Origin of the sequence: Noviherbaspirillum sp. ST9, from assembly GCF_048799745.1 — a bacterium.
Taxonomy (GTDB): domain Bacteria; phylum Pseudomonadota; class Gammaproteobacteria; order Burkholderiales; family Burkholderiaceae_D; genus Noviherbaspirillum.
This window is the reverse complement of sequence record NZ_JBLWFR010000002.1, coordinates 102612-120647: the sequence shown is the minus strand read 5'-3', so window position 1 is coordinate 120647 and position 18036 is coordinate 102612. Positions and strand designations below refer to the sequence as shown.

Sequence of the window (18036 nt, the reverse complement as noted above, 5' to 3'; positions counted from 1 at the left end):
TCAGGAAGCGACCAGGAAGTCGATGACGATTTCGCCCGGCTCGCGGCTGACGTAGGCCATCTTGATGCGCGGTCCGAAGTAGTTGTCGATTTGCGCCAGCAGGGGCAAGGGATCATGGTCATTGCAGAACCGCATCGTTTCGCCCGGTTCGAGCGCATCGAGCGCGCCGAAAATCGCTGCGTGGCGGAAACGCTTCGCTACACCACGTGCATCGAACGGATAAATGCCTCCATTAACTAGCGGACGGGAACAATCGTGTGACATGCCAGGACTCCTTGGGTTAAACGATGTGGAAAGACGCGATTCAAGACAATCGCCATTAACATTCATCATAAATGAATCTTTAAACCAGGGCAACGAAAACAGCGACATTTTCGCGACAGCGTTGGACTTGGCATAAAATCCATTCACGCCCACCGACCACCCGCCTCCATGTCCGCCCAGACCGCGCTCTACACCGTTGCCGAGATTCGCGAGATCGAACAGGCCAGCCTTGCCGCCCTGCCCGAGGGGACGCTGATGCAGCGTGCAGGCAAGTCTGCCGCCGAATTCGCTCTTGGAGTCCTGGCCCATGCATCTACCGACGCACGCGTCATTGCATTTGCGGGACCCGGCAATAATGGCGGCGACGCAGTCGAAGCAGCGCGACTTCTCGCAGAGCACGGACTGGATGCAACACTGCTGATGTGCGCCGATCCTGCGCGCCTACCCGACGATGCACGCCGCATGCTGGAGCGTGCCCGGCACAGCCCACTGCACATTGTCGATGCCGCAACGGCGCTGCCCGACGAGACGTTCCCCTGCGACCTTGCGATCGACGGCCTGTTCGGAATTGGTCTCACGCGGCCGATTGCCGGGATTTACCGCGATCTGGTCGAACGCATCAATGCACTCTCTTGCCCGGTGATCGCACTCGATGTCCCGAGCGGGCTCGACGCCGACACTGGCGCAATCGTCGGCGAAGACGGCACCGCCGTTCGTGCTACGCACACCATCACATTCATTGCAGACAAGCCGGGCCTCCATACCCTGCACGGTCGTGACTACGCCGGCCTCGTCCATGTAGCAGGACTCGACCTTGACGCCTGCCGTTTCAGCCCCTCCCAAATGCGTCTGAATTCGGTTGATGCCTTTGCCAGCTTCCTCAGGAAGCGCCCACACCATTCCCATAAAGGGAGCTTCGGCGACGTCGTCATTATCGGCGGCGCAACGGGCATGGCGGGCGCGCCCATTCTTGCGGCCAGGACCGCCGCCAAATGCGGGGCCGGCCGCGTCTATGCAGCCTTCATCGGCGATACTCCGTCGTACGACAGTGTGCAACCGGAATTGATGTGCCGTTCCGCCGCCGCCATGGATTTTTCCTCCGGCGCGCTCGTTGCCGGGCCCGGCATGGGCTCATCGCAAGAAGCAAATGATGTACTGGCGAGCGTCCTGCTTGCCTCTGTACCGCTGGTCGCCGACGCAGACGCCCTGAACTTGATCGCAGCCGAGCCCGGACTGCAAACCCGGATGGCAGAACGGTCGGCACCCACGATCATTACGCCCCATCCGCTTGAAGCAGCACGGCTTCTCGATTCAACGACGAAAGAAGTGCAATCGGATCGCCCCCTGGCCGCGCGCGAACTCGCCCGCCGCTTCCATGCTGTGGTTATCCTGAAAGGATCCGGCAGCATCATCGCGCGGCAGGATGGAGAAATCGCCATCAACACGACCGGCAATCCCGCGCTGGCGACAGCTGGTACCGGCGATGTACTGGCAGGAATTTGCGGTGCCCTGCTGGCGCAAGGTTTCCCAGCCTGGAATGCGGCGCTGGCATCTGTATGGCTTCACGGACAAGCGGCGGATACGCTGGTACGGCAAGGCGCCGGCCCCATCGGACTGACGGCAAGCGAACTGATCCCCGCCATACGCATCCTCTTGAACCAGCTTACAGAAGCGCATGCCGACAGCCACTCCCCGCGCTAAGCTCTGGTTGGGCATCGCCTGCCTCGTCCTTGGACAATGGACGCTTTCCCTGCTTGATACCGCAGGCAAGCTGCTGGCCCAATCCGGTTATCACGTGGTCATGATCGCGTGGATGCGGTACTCGCTGAACACCCTGATGATGGCCGCCGTCCTGGCGCCGCACTTTTACCGCAAGTATGGTCACAGCATCCTACGTACGCGCCGCCCTCGCCTGCAGCTATTCCGAGCGGCGCTCCTCCTCCTCTCCACGATCGTCTTTTTCTCGGTGCTGAAAATCGTCCCGCTATCCGAAGGCACGGCGATGAATTTCTGCGCGCCGCTTTTCGTGCTCGCCATCTCGCCCTGGCTGCTCAAGGAAAAGTCTTATGCCTCGCGATGGGTTGCCGTAGCAGTCGGTTTTACCGGCATGCTGATTGTCATGCGCCCTGGGGGAAACATTGTGCCGGTCGGTGTGATGCTCGGCCTCCTCTCCGCGCTGATCTTCGCCGCCGTGGTCGTCCTCACCCGCAAAACGAATCAGTTCGACCACCCGATGGTGACGCTTTTCTACGGCGGACTGGTGGGAATGGTCATCAGCTCTGCCATCGTTCCCTTTTTCTGGACACCACATGTCCCGACGACGGCCGAATGGCTGATCCTCGCATCGACCGGCATTACCAGCACGATCGGGCACCTGCTCGTGAACAGTGCCTACAAGCACGCCGAGGCATCGCTCCTCGCGCCGTACGCCTACCTGCAAATCATTTCGGCAACGACAATGGGATGGCTGGTCTTTGGCCAGCTGCCGGACAGTCTTACTGCCGTGGGAATAGGAATCATCTGTGCGGGCGGCGTCGGTATCGCCTTTGTCGAGCATCGCCGTGTCCACGTCGATGCACCGGCATCGCGCTGACGCTAGGTCAATTGGCCGGCAGCGATCGTAATCGTGCGCCGGCAGCGCGCGGCAATCGAAGAGTCATGCGTCACAAGTACCAGTGTCGATCCGCGCTCTTCATTCAGTTCGAACATCAGTTTGATCACCGCCTCGCCAGTCACCGCGTCGAGGCTGCCCGTCGGCTCATCCGCGAACAGCAAGGGCGGCTCCGTCACGAACGCGCGCGCCAATGCCACGCGCTGCTGCTCCCCCCCGGAAAGGTATTTCGGGTAATGCCGCAACCGGCTGGATAGGCCGACACGCCCCAGCATTGCTTCCGCCTTCGCACGCGCATCGTCATCTCGCCGCAGTTCGAGCGGCAGCATCACGTTTTCCAACGCGGTGAGATGCGAAAGCAACTGAAACGACTGGAACACGAACCCGAGCTTCGCCTGCCTCAACCCGGCCCGGCCATCTTCACTCAGCTCGAAGATGTCGACGCCATCGAGCTTCACCGTCCCTTCCGAGGGGGTATCGAGGCCGGCGAGCAAGCCAAGCAAAGTGGACTTGCCCGAACCTGACGCACCGACGATCGCCAGCGTCTCCCCTGCCTGCACGGTAAAATCGATATCACGCAGAATCGTCAACTCACCCGTCGCATCCGCGACACGCTTGCTCAAATGAATGGTTTCAATCGCAGCAGTTTTCGAGGAAGGTCCAGGCATGCAGGATAACGTCAGTAAATTGGGAAAAGGAATTGGGTGGATACAGATGGCGGCGGCGTTGACGCTGGTCTTCTTCGCAACGTGCGCCTATTCTGCATCAAAAACTGTGCTTGTGCTCGGTGACAGCCTCTCCGCAGAGTATGGCATCGCACGCGGTGCCGGATGGGTCACATTGCTTGAGCAACGCCTGAAGGCGGAGCAAATCGACGCCAGTATCGTCAATGCCAGCATCAGCGGCGAAACAACCAGCGGCGGCAAGGCACGGCTCTCGGAATTGCTCGGACAGCACCGCCCTTCCATCGTGGTCATTGAGTTGGGCGGGAATGACGGACTACGCGGCCTTCCGCTTGCCTCGGCGGAAGCGAATCTCCGCGCGATGATCCAGGAGTCGCAGAAGGCAAAGGCCAAGGTCCTGCTGGTTGGGATGCAAATTCCGCCCAACTACGGACGAGAATATGCCGACCGGTTCTCTGGTCTTTACCAGAAGCTGTCGAAGGAAGCCAAAGTCCCGCTTGTGCCGTTTCTGCTCGAAGGCGTTGCCAACCGGCCGCAATTGTTTCAGGCGGATCGGATACACCCGCTCGCCGAAGCACAACCAATTATGCTGGACAATATCTGGCCGCACTTGAAATCCCTGCTGCAAAGGTAAAGAGCAGAAGGCAAAAAAAAACCGCTCGACAATGCGAGCGGTTTTTCATTTCCAGACCCGGTTACTTTCCTTCGTTCGACGCTCCGTCGGCCGGTTTGCCCGGCTTGCTCAGGATTTCCACCTTCGCCTTCTTTTTCAGCGCCTCGAGGTACGCATGAGACTCGAGCTGAGCGAGTGCTCCGGCGATCTGTTGCTGTTCGGCCTGGCGGCGTGCGGTATCGACATTGGCCGGTTGGTTGACCTTGTTGACGCGGTAGAGCGCGTAGCCCTGGCCCGGCAATTCGACACTGACGTAGGACGGCAGCTTGGTCGTATCCGCCTTCATGATTGCGCCCAGCGCCTCTGGACGTACGCCCTGGTTCTTCACGCGGGACACCGTCTTCGCGTCCGAGAATCCCGCCGCTTCACCGCCGCTCTTGAGCGCCGCAAGCTTTTCTTCACCTGCCTTGCGGGCAAGGTTCGCAGCCTCGATCTGGATCACGCGCTCTCGCACGGTGGACTGCACTTCTTCGAACGGACGCTTCGTTACCGGCTTGTACTCAAGGACGCGACCTGCGACCAACGTGCTCGGCGCCACCTCGACTGCTTCGGTATTGCGCTTGTTCTTGATTGCATCGTCAGAGAACAGTACGCCGAGGAATTTCGGATGGTTGAACGGTGCATTAGGCGCTGCCGACGGGCTCGGCTTGCGCGTCAGTCCGGCAGCAGTCTCGATCTTGAGGCCCAGCTTGTCGGCAACAGGCTTCAAGCTGTCGGACTGCTCGTACACCATATTCGTGAATTGCTCGGCCATCTCGGAAAACTTCTTCCCCGCGAGTTGCTTCTTGATCTCGCCTGCAATCTGGCCCTTCACAGCGTCGAGGCTCTTTGCCGATCCCGGCTTGATTCCGGTGACCTGGATGATGTGGAAACCGAAATCGGACTGGACGACATCGCTGATCTCGCCCTGCTTCAGCTTGAACGCCGCCTCTTCGAATGGCGGCACCATCATGCCCTTGCTGAAGAAATCGAGGTCGCCCCCGCGTTCGGCGGATCCCGGGTCCTGCGAATTTTCCTTGGCCAGCTTGGCAAAATCGGCCGGGTTCTTGCGCAACTGCGCAAGCAGTTTTTCCGCCTTCTCCTTGGCCGCAGCCTTATCCGATGCCGAAGCGCCTTTCTCGGCCTTGATCAGGATGTGACTGGCGCGGCGCTGTTCCTCTTCTACAAAGCGCTTTGCATTCTGCTCGTAGTATGACTTGATGTCCGCGTCATTGACGGAGATTTGCGCAGCGACAGTGTCGCTGTTCAGCACGACATATTCTGCCTTGACCTGCTCCGGAATCTCGAACTGCGCACCGTTCTTCTCGTAATACGCCTTCAGCATCTCGTCGGTGACCTTCACCTGCGAAGCAAAGTCCGACGCCTTGAACACCAGTTCCTGCACCTCGCGTTCCTGGTCGCTGAGGTCGGACAGGCGGTTTGCCACCGACTTCGGTGCAAATGCCGTCCCCTGAATCGCGCCACCCACCTGCTGGAGGGTAAGGTCACGGCGCAATTGCGCTTCGAACATCGCAGGTGTCATGCCTTGCGCGGCTAGCGCGGACTTGTAGCGCTCAACATCGAACTTGCCGTCGGGACCGGTCAGGCCTTGCATCGCGAGGATGTTCTGCTGCAAGGTCTGGTCGCTCACGGACAGACGGCTCTTTGCCGCCTCGGCTGCCACGACACGCTGCGCAATCAGGCCTTCTAGGATTTCCTGCTTGGCTTCGGGCGTATCCAGCATCTTCGGATCGAACTGTGCACCGAACATCTGACGGAATCGCTCCATCTGCTCACGCTGTGCAGCGTCAAGCTCCTGCTGAGTGATCGAGTTGCCGCCCACTTTTGCGACGGCATTGCCTGCATCGCTGAGACGGGTATAGCCTTCGAGCCCGAAAAACACAAATGAGGGGAAAATGAACAGCAGGAGCACGAACTGCATCAGGCGTTGATGCGTACGAATAAAATCAAACATGGGCGATCCTACAGGCGTACAGATTGTGAAAACGAAATTTCGATAACGCGGTTCGCCGGAGCGCTGCTTAGCACGCAACGGATCAAACCATTCCTAGCTGCCATTCGACACCATGGGGCCGAGGGCATTCTGGGAAATACTTCAAAAATCCTTCGCGCATAAGAAAAAAGGCGAACTTTCGTTCGCCTTTTTCGTTTTTGGCGGAGTGGACGGGACTCGAACCCGCGACCCCCGGCGTGACAGGCCGGTATTCTAACCGACTGAACTACCACTCCTGAAACTCTACTGCATAGCTTGGCTGCTTTTGGTGGGTGCTGAGAGGCTCGAACTCCCGACCTACGCCTTGTAAGGGCGCCGCTCTACCAACTGAGCTAAGCACCCTGAAACCACACTTAGTCAGCCAAACTTCACGACGTTTGTCACCACGTCGTAAAAAACAAGATTATAGCGTATCTTTTTTCGAGATGCACTACCTAATTGTTAGTTCAGTGCATCCTTGAGTGCTTTGCCCGGGCGGAACTTCGGCACCTTGGCGGCCTTGATCTTGATTGCGTCGCCGGTGCGCGGATTACGTCCGGTACGAGCGGCACGCTTGCCAACCGTGAAAGTACCGAAACCGACCAGGGTCACGGAACCGTTCTTTTTCAATGTGGTTTTGACTGCACCGATCAGTGCGTCGAGCGCGCGCGTTGCGGCGGCTTTCGAGATGTCCGCGGTCCCGGAGATGTGATCGATTAGTTCGGTTTTATTCACTGACGCCCCCTCAAAAAAGTTGGATTTTGTGGTGCCTGTTTATGGCTCTTTTTAGTAGCACAAGCGACACAAAATGCAGATAAGAAATTTTCTGCAGCACGTATTAAACAAGCCGCAAAGCCTTGTGTCAAGCGCTTTCCCGGGCGATCGCCTAACGCCGATCAAGGCATACAGACAAAATCTGACGCTTATTTTTTAAGCAGTGAAATGACATAAAAAAAGCGCTCCGAAGAGCGCTTTCTTATGCGGTTTTGGATTAATGCTTGACCACCGTCGGATCAGCAGTTCCTGTTGCCGCAGTGACCGCAGTATCAACCGGCGCGTCGACATCGGTCAGGGGAACAGGCTGACGTTCCAGGGCAACCTCAAGCACTTTTTCGATCCAGCGGACCGGAACGATTTCGAGCTTGTTCTTGACGTTGTCCGGGATCTCGGCCAAGTCCTTCACGTTCTGCTCCGGAATCAAGACGGTCTTGATGCCACCGCGATGCGCCGCCAACAGCTTTTCCTTCAGCCCGCCGATCGGAAGCACCTCACCACGCAGCGTGATTTCGCCCGTCATCGCGACGTCTGCGCGGACCGGGATACCGGTCAGTACGGATACCAGGGCAGTCGTCATTGCGATACCTGCAGACGGACCATCCTTCGGCGTCGCACCTTCCGGCACGTGGATGTGAATATCACTCTTGCCGAACAACTCGTTCTTGATACCCAATCGCTTGGCGCGGCTGCGCACGACGGTACGCGCCGCCTCGATCGATTCCTTCATCACGTCGCCCAGCGTACCGGTACGAATGATGTCGCCCTTGCCCGGCATCGTCATCGCTTCGATCGTCAGCAGGTCGCCGCCCACTTCCGTCCATGCGAGGCCGACCACCTGGCCGATCTGATTCTCTTTCTCGGCAATACCGAAGTCGTAGCGGCGTACGCCGAGGAACTTGTCGAGATTCTTGGACGAGACGACCACCTTGCGATCCTGCTTCTTCAGCAGCAGCATCTTCACAACCTTGCGGCAGATCTTCGACACCTCGCGCTCGAGCGAACGCACACCTGCTTCGCGGGTGTAGTAGCGAATGATGTCGCGAATGGCCGACTCCGATACCGTGATCTCGTCTTCCTTCAGGCCGTTGTTCGTAATTTGCTTCGGCAGCAAGTAACGCAGGGCGATGTTTGTCTTTTCATCTTCGGTGTACCCCGAGAGGCGAATGACTTCCATGCGATCCAGCAGTGCAGGCGGAATGTTGAACGAGTTCGACGTCGCAACGAACATTACGTCTGACAGGTCGAAGTCCACTTCAACATAGTGATCCGAGAACGTGTGGTTCTGCTCCGGGTCCAGCACTTCGAGAAGCGCGGACGACGGGTCGCCGCGGAAGTCCTGACCAAGCTTGTCCACCTCATCGAGCAGGAACAACGGATTGCGCACACCGACCTTCGAGAGGCTCTGAAGGATCTTGCCCGGCATGGAGCCGATATACGTACGACGGTGGCCGCGGATTTCAGCTTCGTCACGCACGCCGCCGAGCGCCATGCGCACAAACTTGCGGTTGGTAGCACGTGCGATCGACTGGCCGAGCGAGGTCTTGCCGACGCCCGGAGGGCCAACCAGGCACAGGATCGGTGCCTTCAGCTTGTCGACGCGCTGTTGCACCGCGAGGTATTCAAGGATACGTTCCTTGACCTTCTCGAGGCCGTAGTGCTCGCTTTCCAGCACCTTCTCGGCATTGGACAGCTCGTTGTTGACCTTGGACTTCTTCCGCCACGGCAGGCCGATCAGCGTGTCGATGTAGTTGCGCACAACGGTCGCTTCAGCGGACATCGGCGACATCAGCTTGAGCTTCTTCAGTTCTGACTGCGCCTTCTCGCGTGCCTCTTTCGGCATGCGGGCGGCGATAATCTTCTTCTCGAGTTCTTCGAGATCCGCTCCCTCCTCGCCTTCGCCGAGCTCCTTCTGGATCGCCTTGACCTGCTCGTTCAGGTAGTACTCGCGCTGCGACTTTTCCATCTGGCGCTTTACGCGGCCGCGAATGCGCTTCTCGACTTGCAGGATGTCGAGCTCTGCCTCGAGTTGGCCGAGCAGATGCTCGTGGCGCTTCGCGACGTTGAAGATCTCGAGAATGATCTGTTTTTGCTCAAGCTTAAGCGGCAGGTGCGCTGCTATGGTGTCAGCTAGGCGGCCTGCATCGTCTATTCCAGCTAAAGAAGTAAGAATCTCAGGCGGAATCTTCTTGTTCAGTTTGACGTACTGGTCGAACTGCTGGACGATCGCGCGGCGCATCGCTTCCACTTCAGACTCATCGCCAGGCTCGGATTCGACCGGGGTGAGTTCAGCAACGAAGTGGGTATCAAGCTCGCTGATGTGATGAATGCGTGCGCGCTGTGCGCCTTCGACAAGCACCTTTACGGTGCCGTCAGGCAACTTCAGCATCTGGAGGATATTGGCAACGCAGCCGATTTCATAAATATCGGACGCAGAAGGTTCGTCCTTGGCAGCAGCTTTCTGTGCGGCAAGCATGATGCTCTTGCCTTGTTCCATCGCAGCTTCAAGAGCCTTGATCGACTTGGGCCGGCCAACGAAGAGCGGGATCACCATATGCGGGAAGACAACAACGTCCCGCAGCGGCAAAAGCGGCAGTTGGGTGTGTTCAGTTAGTGTTGTAGAAGTCGTCATGGCGAACCTTATTTAATAGCTTGTTAATGATGTAGGCACTAGCAGCCAAAACTCAAGTCCAAGCGGCAATAAAAAACACTCTGTTTCAACCCTTTCTTTCAATGCTTGCAATAAAAAAAGCCACACACGAAGTCGCCCTCGGGTGGCTTTGCGATGGAAGCCTGTAGTGATTCCTGTATCTCAAATTTTACTGCTTCTGGAAAAAAACGGGCTTGAGTCCATAGTGTTTTAACGGGTCTGGTCTACTACTACTTTGCCCCGGAAACCTTGGGCTGCTCGTGGTAAATCAACAAGGGTTTCGCTCCGTTGATGATGCAATTTTCATCGATCACCACCTTGGCGACATTCTGCTGGCTCGGCAATTCAAACATCACCTCCAGCAACGCATGCTCCAGGATAGAGCGCAACCCGCGTGCACCAGTCTTGCGTTCAAGCGCTTTTCTAGCAATTGCGTGCAATGCTGCTGGCCGAACTTCCAGTTCCGCGCCTTCCATCTGCAGCAGCTTCGCATACTGCTTGATCAGGGCATTCTTGGGTTCAAGCAATATTTGGATTAGAGCTTCCTCGTTTAGTTCACTCAGCGTCGCAACAACCGGAAGACGGCCGACGAGCTCCGGAATCAAGCCAAATTTGATCAGATCTTCAGGTTCCACACCAAGCAGCACATCGCTCGCATTGCGCTCCTGCTGGCTCTTCACGGATGCCGAGAAACCAATGCCGCTCTTTTCAGAACGGTTGGAGATGATCTTGGCCAGGCCATCAAATGCCCCACCACAGATGAACATGATGTTCGTCGTGTCGATCTGCACGAAGTCTTGGTTCGGATGCTTGCGGCCACCTTGTGGCGGGACCGAAGCCATCGTCCCTTCGATCAGTTTCAGCAGTGCCTGTTGCACGCCTTCGCCCGACACGTCGCGGGTGATCGAGGGGTTGTCGGACTTGCGGGAGATCTTGTCGATCTCATCGATGTACACGATGCCCTTTTGTGCCTTGTCGACTTCGTAATTGCAATTTTGCAACAACTTCTGGATGATGTTTTCGACATCCTCGCCGACATAACCGGCCTCGGTCAGTGTCGTCGCATCCGCAATGACAAAAGGCACATTCAGCATGCGCGCGAGCGTCTGCGCCAGCAAGGTCTTGCCGGAACCGGTTGGGCCGATGAGCAGGATATTGCTCTTCGCCAACTCGACGTCATCCTTCTTGCCGAGGTGCTTCAGGCGTTTGTAGTGGTTATATACAGCCACTGACAGAATGCGTTTTGCCGTCTCCTGGCCGATCACGTATTGGCCCAGCAACTCGTAGATTTCCTGCGGCGTCGGCAGATCGGACTTGGGTCCAGCGACAGATTCGATGCTGGAGGCCTCGTCACGGATGATGTCATTGCACAGGTCAATGCATTCGTCGCAGATAAATACCGACGGGCCGGCAATGAGCTTCTTTACCTCGTGTTGGCTCTTACCGCAGAAGGAGCAGTAAAGCAATTTTTCGCCGCTGGAGGATTTTTTGTCAGACATAAAGCAAATTTTGGGTGGAGATTGAACTGATATTACCTGCGAAATCCAAATTCGTCACGACGGTGCGCAATAAATTGAACAAATCGGCGCGATACGTCGCCGCAAAACAAAAACGCCCGGACGGTGCTCCCGCCCGGGCGTTTTTCGCTTGAACAGACGCGTCAGACGCGGGACGTCAGCACCTTATCAATCATGCCATACTCGGCAGCCTCTGCAGCAGACATGAAATTATCTCTGTCTGTATCTTTGCTGATTTGTTCCACGCTCCGGCCGGTTTTTTCGGCCAGGATATGGTTCAGACGGTCACGGAGGTACAGGATCTCGCGAGCCTGGATCTCGATGTCCGCTGCCTGTCCTTGCGCACCGCCCAAGGGCTGGTGAATCATGATGCGCGAGTTCGGCAGAGAAAAACGCTTGCCCTTGGCACCGGCAGCCAGCAGGAAGGCGCCCATGGACGCCGCCAAGCCGGTGCACAGCGTGGACACGTCCGGCTTGATGAACTGCATGGTGTCATAGATCGCCATGCCGGCCGATACCGAGCCACCGGGCGAGTTGATGTACAGCGAAATGTCCTTGTCCGGATTTTCGCTTTCCAGGAACAGCAGCTGCGCGACAATCAGGTTGGCGCTGTGGTCGTTGACCGGGCCAACCAGGAAGATCACGCGTTCCTTAAGCAGGCGCGAATAAATATCGTATGCGCGCTCGCCTCGGCCGCTCTGTTCAATCACCATCGGCACCATACCGAGCATTTCGGTATCGAGTGCGGAATTTCTCATCATGCCTGACATGTGCTTTCCTTATGGAGTTCGCACCGGCCGGATCAGCCTTGTGCGGTGTTGCCCATCAATTCGTCGAATGCGACCGGCTTCTCGGTCACCTTGGCCTTGCCAAGCACATAGTTAACGACATTATCCTCCAATACAAGGGCTTCCACTTCGGCGAGACGGCGACGGTCGCTGAAATAGAACTTGATCACTTGCTGCGGATCTTCGTAGCTCTGTGCGAATTCCTCGACTTGGGTCTTGACCTGCTCCGGGGTTGCTTCCAGCTTGTTGGCCTTGACGACTTCGGCGAGGATCAAACCGAGGCGGACGCGGCGCTCAGCCTGTGCGGTGAACAGTTCGGGCGGAAACGGCATATCCTTGACGTTCATGCCGCGCTGGGCCATGTCCTGACGCGCCATTTCGATCAGGCGTTCGACGTCCTGGTCGACCAGTGCCTTCGGCACATCAAGCTCCGCGACCTTGATCAGGGCATTCATCACGCTGTCCTTGGTCTTGGCTTTGACACGACCATTGACTTCACGTTCGAGGTTGACCTTGATGTCTTCGCGCATCTTGGCGAGGTCGCCGTCGGCGATGCCGAGCGACTTGGCGAATTCGGCATCGACTTCCGGCAGATGCGCCCATTCGATCTTCTTCATCGTAATGGTGAATTCCGCCGTCTTGCCCGCGACGTCCTTGCCGTGGTAATCCTCCGGGAAGGTCAGCGGGAAGGTCTTGGCTTCGCCAACCTTCAAGCCGAGGGCTGCGTCTTCGAATTCCTTGAGCATACGGCCTTCGCCGAGGACGAAGACGAAGTCTTCTGCCTTGCCACCCTGGAATTCGACGCCGTCGATCTTGCCAACGAAATCGATGGTGACGCGATCACCGTTCTGCGCGGAAGCATCTGCGCCGCCGTCGCCATGGGCGCTGTGCTCGCCCTTGGTGTGATAGTGCACGCGCTGCTTGCGGAGGATGTCGACGGTCTTGTCGATCTCGGCGTCAGTAACTTCACTCTTGATCTTTTCGACTTCGGCTGCGGCCAGATCGCCCATCTTCACTTCCGGATAGACCTCGAAAGTGGCGTCGAATGCAACGACGTCTTCAGCAGTGCCGGTCTTCGGCTCGAGCTTCGGGTAGCCGGCGACGCGCAGGTTGTTCTCGCTAGCGGCTTCGCTGAACGCACGACCCACTTTGTCGTTCAACACTTCGGTCTCAACCTGGTAACCATACTGCTGAGCGACCATCTTCATCGGGACCTTGCCCGGGCGGAAGCCGGGAGCCTTCGCGGTGCGGGCGCGGATCTTCAGGCGCTTCTCAACTTCCGCCTTGACGTCCGACAGCGGCACGGTGATGGTCATCCGACGCTCGAGTTTTTCCAAAGTTTCGACTGCAGTTGCCATGTGAATCATCCAAAAAATTGTTTGTGCTGTGGTGCGAGGAGGGGGACTCGAACCCCCACACCATTGCTGGCGTCAGGACCTAAACCTGGTGCGTCTACCAATTTCGCCATCCTCGCGGGAATGTGTCTTGATCATGCACAAAAGCAAAGGGCGACCCTGAAGTGAATACCCGGTCGCCCTACCAGACTTCCCAAGCCGTCAATCATTGACCATGCCCAAGCCGCCCGCCTTTGTTATTAGCTCTTCAACTTCAACCCGGCATTTTACTGGATTTTTATATCCGCTGTCCCGATTTTTCATCCAGCGGAAACGAAGGGGCTTTGCCATATAAGCCCCTCCTCCTTGCGCCGTTATGGAATAACCGCGACGTCAGGCACTGGCTTCCTGACACGGAACCAGGCTGCATACAGCGCGGGCAAGAACAACAGCGTGAGCGCCGTGGCAATGATCAGGCCGCCCATGATTGCCACCGCCATCGGCCCCCAGAAGACGGAACGAGACAGCGGGATCATCGCAAGCACCGCCGCTGCCGCGGTCAGGATGATCGGACGGAAACGCCGGACGGCTGCTTCCACGATCGCGTTCCAGGGAGCGACGCCCTCAGCAATGTCGTGTTCGATCTGATCGACCAGGATCACGGAGTTCCGGATGATCATGCCGAACAGCGCAATCACGCCGAGTTGGGCGACGAAGCCAAAAGGCCTTTGCAGGATCAGCAAGGCCATGGCAGCACCAGCCACGCCGAGCGGTCCCGTCAGAAACACCATCACCGACCGCGAGAAGCTGTGCAATTGCAGCATCAGCAAGGTGAAAATAATGAAGATCACCAGCGGGACATTCGCCGCGATAGAGTCCTGTGCCTTTCCGCTATCGGCAGCCGCACCGGCCAGTTCAATGCGGTAGCCGGCAGGCAGCGACGCGCGCAGTTGCTGAAGCTGCGGATCGATCTGTTTGGATACCGTCGGCCCCTGAATGCCGTCGACGACATCGGATTGCACCGTAATCGCCCATTCGCGACCCTCGCGCCATACGACGCCGGGCTCCCAGACGAACTGGGCGCGAGCGACCTGCGCCATGGGCACGGTGCGCCCGCTGGCGGTCTGGATATTGGCTTCGTTCAAGGCTGCAATTGTCGAACGCTCTTCGACGGGCTGGCGCATCACGATATCGATCAGCCTGTTGCCTTCGCGGAACTGGCCGACGGTACTGCCGGACAGGATCGTGTTGGCTGCCCGCATGACCGTCTGAGAACTGACGCCAAGCGCACGCAATCTGTCCTGGTCGAGATCAAGACGCAGGACCTTGACCGACTCGTTCCAGTTGTCGTTGACGCCCATCGTGTTGGGATTGGCACGCATGACCTCCTTCACCTGATCGGCAATCTCCCGCACTTTCGGCACCTCGAAGCCCGAGACGCGGAACTGAACAGGGTAAGGCACCGGCGGCCCGTTCGGCAGCAGCTTGACGCGGCCGCGCACTTCCGGGAAATCATTCTTGAAAGCGTCAATGATCTTGAGACGCAGGATTTCTCGCGACTTCAGGTCCTTGGGCAATACGACCACCTGCGAGACATTGGTCTGCGGGAAAATCTGGTCGAGGGGGAGATAGAAGCGCGGGCTGCCAGTGCCGACGTAGGTCGTCACGCTTTCCACGCCCTCCTGCTTGCTGATGAAGGCTTCGAATTTCTTGGCCTGCGCCTCGGTCGCAGTAAAGGAACTGCCTTCCGGCATCCACAGTTCGACCATCAATTCCGGCCTGCTGGAATCGGGGAAGAATTGCTGCTCGATGAACCGGAAGCCGAACACGCCCAGCGCAAACGAGGCCAGCGTCAGCAGGATGGTGGTCTTGCGCCACTCCACGCACCAGTTCACGACAGCGCGGAAGCGCTTGTAGAACGGGCCGTCAAACAGTTCGTGATGGCCGTCCGCATTCGCCGCTGGCTTCACCTTGAGCAGTACGTAGCCGATATATGGCGTGAAAAGCACGGCGACGAACCAGGAGATCACGAGGGCGAGTGCGTTGACCGAAAACATCGAAAACGTATATTCGCCGGCAGCGGACTTGGCCAGGCCGATGGGCAGGAAACCCGCCGCGGTAATCAGTGTGCCGGTCAGCATCGGCATCGCGGTCGATGTATAGGCGAACGTCGCCGCATCGAAACGCGAGAAGCCCTCCTCCATCTTTCGCACCATCATCTCGACGGCGATGATCGCGTCGTCGACGAGCAGGCCGAGCGCGATGATGAGAGCGCCCAACGAAATCTTGTGCAGATCGATACTGAACACGCGCATGAACAGAAAGGTCACCGCGAGCACCAACGGAATGGTGAATGCGACAACAAGTCCAGGCCGAACGTCGAGCCGGAAGGGTTTGGTGTGCAGGCCAAGCGACAGGAAGCTGACCGCAAGGACGATCAATACGGCTTCCGCCAGCGTGCGAAGGAATTCATTGACCGACGACGCCACTGCCTTGGGCTGGTCGGCCACGCGTTCGAGCTCGATGCCGACCGGGAGCTTGTCCTTGATTCCCGTTACCGTGGCGTCCAGGTCTCGTCCCATCTGGATGATGTCGCCGCCCTTCTCCATCGAGATGCCAAGGCCGATCACCTCCTTGCCGTTGAAGCGCATCTTGTCCTGCGGAGGATCCTTGTACTCGCGCTTGATCGTGGCGAAGTCGCCGAGGCGGAACATGGCATTGCCCGCCCGCAGCTCAAGGTCTTCCAGGTCCTTGACGGTATACATTGCCCCGCTCACGCGAACCTGCAAGTTATCCGTTGGCGTGACCAGAACACCCGTTGCCTCCAGTGCGTTCTGCGTGTTCAGCTGCTGCACCACGGATTCGAACGGGATACCAAGCTGGGCGAACTTTTTGTGCGAGAACTCGATGTTGATCTTCTCGTCCTGCACGCCGAAGAGTTCGACCTTGGAGACCGAGGGCACCTTCAGCAATTGCTGGCGCACGAAATCCGCATAGTCCTTTACGTCGGCATAGCTGAAACCGTCTCCCGACAGCGCAATGATCGAGCCATAGGTATCGCCAAACTCGTCGTTGAAGAACGGACCGACGACACCGGCCGGCAGGGTGCCGCGCATGTCGCCGATCTTCTTTCGGACCTGGTACCAGGCGCCCGGCGTTTCCTTTGGTGGTGTCGACTCGCGCAGTTGCAGGATGATGAGCGTCTCGCCCGGCTTCGAGTAGCTGCGGATCTTGTCGATGTAGGGGGTTTCCTGCAGCTTCTTTTCCAGCTTGTCGGTGACCTGCTCCGCCATCTGCAATGAGGTCGCGCCGGGCCAGAACGCGCGGACCACCATGCCGCGAAAAGTGAACGGCGGGTCCTCGTCCTGGCCAAGGCGGCCATAACTGAGGACGCCACCAATGAGCAGCGCAACAATCAGGTAACGCGTGAGGGGAATGTGTTCGAGCGCCCAGCGGGATAGGTTGAATCCCGACCTCATTTGGCATCTCCGGCGGAGGCAGCGACCGCGCTCGCCTTCGTTGTGTCGGCGGCAACCCGGTTATCCATCCTGGCCGACGGCTCCGACGCGAGTATCTTTACCTTTTGCCCAGGCTTGAGCTGGTTGACGCCGGCGGTAACGACGGTTTGGCCCGGGGTCACGCCACCGGCAACCAGGATTTCGTTACCCGAGGAGCCCGCAACCTGTACCGGCACCAGTTTTACGCCGCCGTTTTCCACGACCCACACCGAGGTTGCGCCCTTATCGTTGAATAGCGCGGCGAGGGGCAGCTTGAGCATGGCATTTTGCGATTTGGCCGAGAAGGTCACGTATCCGGTCATGCCGAGCTTGATGCGCTCTGCGGAAGCATCGGGAATGGAGACCTTCGCTGCATAGGTCCGGGTCGCGGGATCGGCAACAGGTGAGAGCTCGCGCAGGATGCCGGGAATGACGTCGGTCGGGTTCGCCCAGGTACGTACTTTCACGTCGGTTACCTTCCGCAGGACGTCGACCTTGTCTTCCGGTATGGCGATCACAATTTCTTTTTCGCCGGCTTGCGCAACCCGCAATACCGGCGTTCCAGCCCCCACTACCTGGCCGACCTCGGCATCGACCCCAGTGACGACCCCGTCAACATCCGATACCAGGCTGGCGTAACCGGCCTGGTTGGACTGGTTCCTGTAGCCCGCCAGCGCCTGGTCATAACTCGCCTGCGCTGCCTTGAAAGTCGTTTCCTTGCTATCGAGGATGGCCTGGCTGACGAAGTTCTTTTCGCGCAGGTCCTGGTAGCGCTTCAGCTCCGCCTTCGCGAGGTCGCGATTGCTTTCAGCGGCCTTCAGGCCGGCACTGGCCTGCGCCTGCGCCAGCTTCAGGTCCTGGGGATCGAGCTGCATCAAGAGCTGGCCGCGCTTGACCTCCGTGCCCGCATCGACCTTGCGACCGACGATCTTTCCCGCAATTCTGAAGCCAAGCCGCGACTCCACACGGGCCCGTACTTCCCCGGGAAACTCTGCCACAACGTCGATGTTGTCGGCAGCCAGGACAACGGCACGGACCGGACGTATGTCCGCCTGCTTTTCAACCGGTTTCGAACATCCAGCCAACGCGAGAACAGCAGCGGCCGACACGACGGCGGTGACACGAAGGCGGGACAAGGGTTTGCGGGGACGGCGGATGATCGGAGCCACGTTTTTTCCTTTACTATTCGGGCTGAAAAAAGCACACCATGGGGCATTTCTGAAATGCCAACCATTTAATGACTGACCGGTTAGTAATTATAATCACGCCGTAC

13 protein-coding genes, 3 tRNA genes and 1 pseudogene are annotated in these 18036 nt (G+C 58.1%); 3 read left to right on the top strand and 14 right to left on the bottom strand.

The genetic code is table 11. The features are described 5' to 3' along the window. Complete coding sequence (locus tag ACNOHI_RS03995) at positions 1-264, bottom strand: DUF2249 domain-containing protein (RefSeq protein WP_420473351.1); 264 nt, start codon at positions 262-264, stop codon at positions 1-3. Between the two features lie 168 nt (positions 265-432). Between ACNOHI_RS03995 and ACNOHI_RS03990 the strand changes: the two genes are divergently transcribed. Next, positions 433-1965, top strand: a complete 1533-nt coding sequence (locus ACNOHI_RS03990; protein ID WP_420473350.1) for an NAD(P)H-hydrate dehydratase — start codon at positions 433-435, stop codon at positions 1963-1965. Next, a complete protein-coding gene (locus tag ACNOHI_RS03985) occupies positions 1940-2857 on the top strand; it encodes a DMT family transporter (RefSeq protein ID WP_420473349.1) in 918 nt (305 codons plus the stop codon). The genes ACNOHI_RS03990 and ACNOHI_RS03985 overlap by 26 nt, the downstream gene beginning before the upstream one ends. Positions 2858-2859: 2 nt before the next feature. Here ACNOHI_RS03985 and ACNOHI_RS03980 read toward each other — a convergent pair whose 3' ends face one another. Beyond that, positions 2860-3543 carry an ABC transporter ATP-binding protein gene (locus ACNOHI_RS03980; protein WP_420473348.1) on the bottom strand — a complete coding sequence of 228 codons (684 nt, stop codon included), beginning with the start codon at positions 3541-3543 and terminating at the stop codon, positions 2860-2862. Between ACNOHI_RS03980 and ACNOHI_RS03975 the strand changes: the two genes are divergently transcribed. Continuing rightward, entirely contained in the window at positions 3542-4192 is a 651-nt protein-coding gene (locus ACNOHI_RS03975; protein WP_420473347.1) for an arylesterase, read from the top strand. The genes ACNOHI_RS03980 and ACNOHI_RS03975 overlap by 2 nt on opposite strands. 61 nt (positions 4193-4253) lie before the next feature. On the opposite strand, the gene ACNOHI_RS03970 is transcribed toward ACNOHI_RS03975, so the two are convergent. The 12 genes and pseudogenes from ACNOHI_RS03970 to ACNOHI_RS03915 form a co-directional block, all read right to left on the bottom strand. After that, positions 4254-6185: a SurA N-terminal domain-containing protein gene (locus ACNOHI_RS03970; protein ID WP_420473346.1), complete on the bottom strand. Its 1932-nt coding sequence runs from the start codon at positions 6183-6185 to the stop codon at positions 4254-4256. Between the two features lie 198 nt (positions 6186-6383). Next, a tRNA-Asp gene (locus ACNOHI_RS03965) sits at positions 6384-6460 on the bottom strand. 30 nt (positions 6461-6490) lie between these two features. Further along, a tRNA-Val gene (locus ACNOHI_RS03960) sits at positions 6491-6566 on the bottom strand. Positions 6567-6665: 99 nt separating this feature from the next. Next, positions 6666-6953 (bottom strand): annotated as a pseudogene (locus ACNOHI_RS03955) (HU family DNA-binding protein); the annotation flags it as partial. 241 nt (positions 6954-7194) lie between these two features. Next, positions 7195-9609, bottom strand: coding sequence for an endopeptidase La (lon, locus tag ACNOHI_RS03950; protein ID WP_420473345.1), 2415 nt, complete (start codon positions 9607-9609; stop codon positions 7195-7197). Positions 9610-9857: 248 nt separating this feature from the next. Beyond that, positions 9858-11126, bottom strand: a complete 1269-nt coding sequence (clpX, locus tag ACNOHI_RS03945) for an ATP-dependent Clp protease ATP-binding subunit ClpX (protein ID WP_420473344.1) — start codon at positions 11124-11126, stop codon at positions 9858-9860. Positions 11127-11287: 161 nt separating this feature from the next. Further along, entirely contained in the window at positions 11288-11914 is a 627-nt protein-coding gene (gene clpP, locus ACNOHI_RS03940) for an ATP-dependent Clp endopeptidase proteolytic subunit ClpP (protein ID WP_420473343.1), read from the bottom strand. A 32-nt stretch (positions 11915-11946) separates the two neighbouring features. Then, entirely contained in the window at positions 11947-13290 is a 1344-nt protein-coding gene (gene tig / locus ACNOHI_RS03935) for a trigger factor (RefSeq protein WP_420473342.1), read from the bottom strand. Positions 13291-13319: 29 nt separating this feature from the next. Further along, positions 13320-13406 (bottom strand) — tRNA-Leu (locus ACNOHI_RS03930). 82 nt (positions 13407-13488) lie between these two features. Beyond that, positions 13489-13617, bottom strand: coding sequence for a hypothetical protein (locus ACNOHI_RS03925; protein ID WP_420473341.1), 129 nt, complete (start codon positions 13615-13617; stop codon positions 13489-13491). A 23-nt stretch (positions 13618-13640) separates the two neighbouring features. After that, a complete protein-coding gene (locus ACNOHI_RS03920; RefSeq protein ID WP_420473340.1) occupies positions 13641-16745 on the bottom strand; it encodes an efflux RND transporter permease subunit in 3105 nt (1034 codons plus the stop codon). Next, the gene (locus ACNOHI_RS03915) at positions 16742-17932 is read right to left on the bottom strand and encodes an efflux RND transporter periplasmic adaptor subunit (protein WP_420473339.1); all 1191 of its coding nucleotides are present in this window, start codon (positions 17930-17932) and stop codon (positions 16742-16744) included. Before ACNOHI_RS03915 ends, ACNOHI_RS03920 begins: the two co-directional genes overlap by 4 nt. Between the last annotated feature and the right edge of the window lie 104 nt (positions 17933-18036).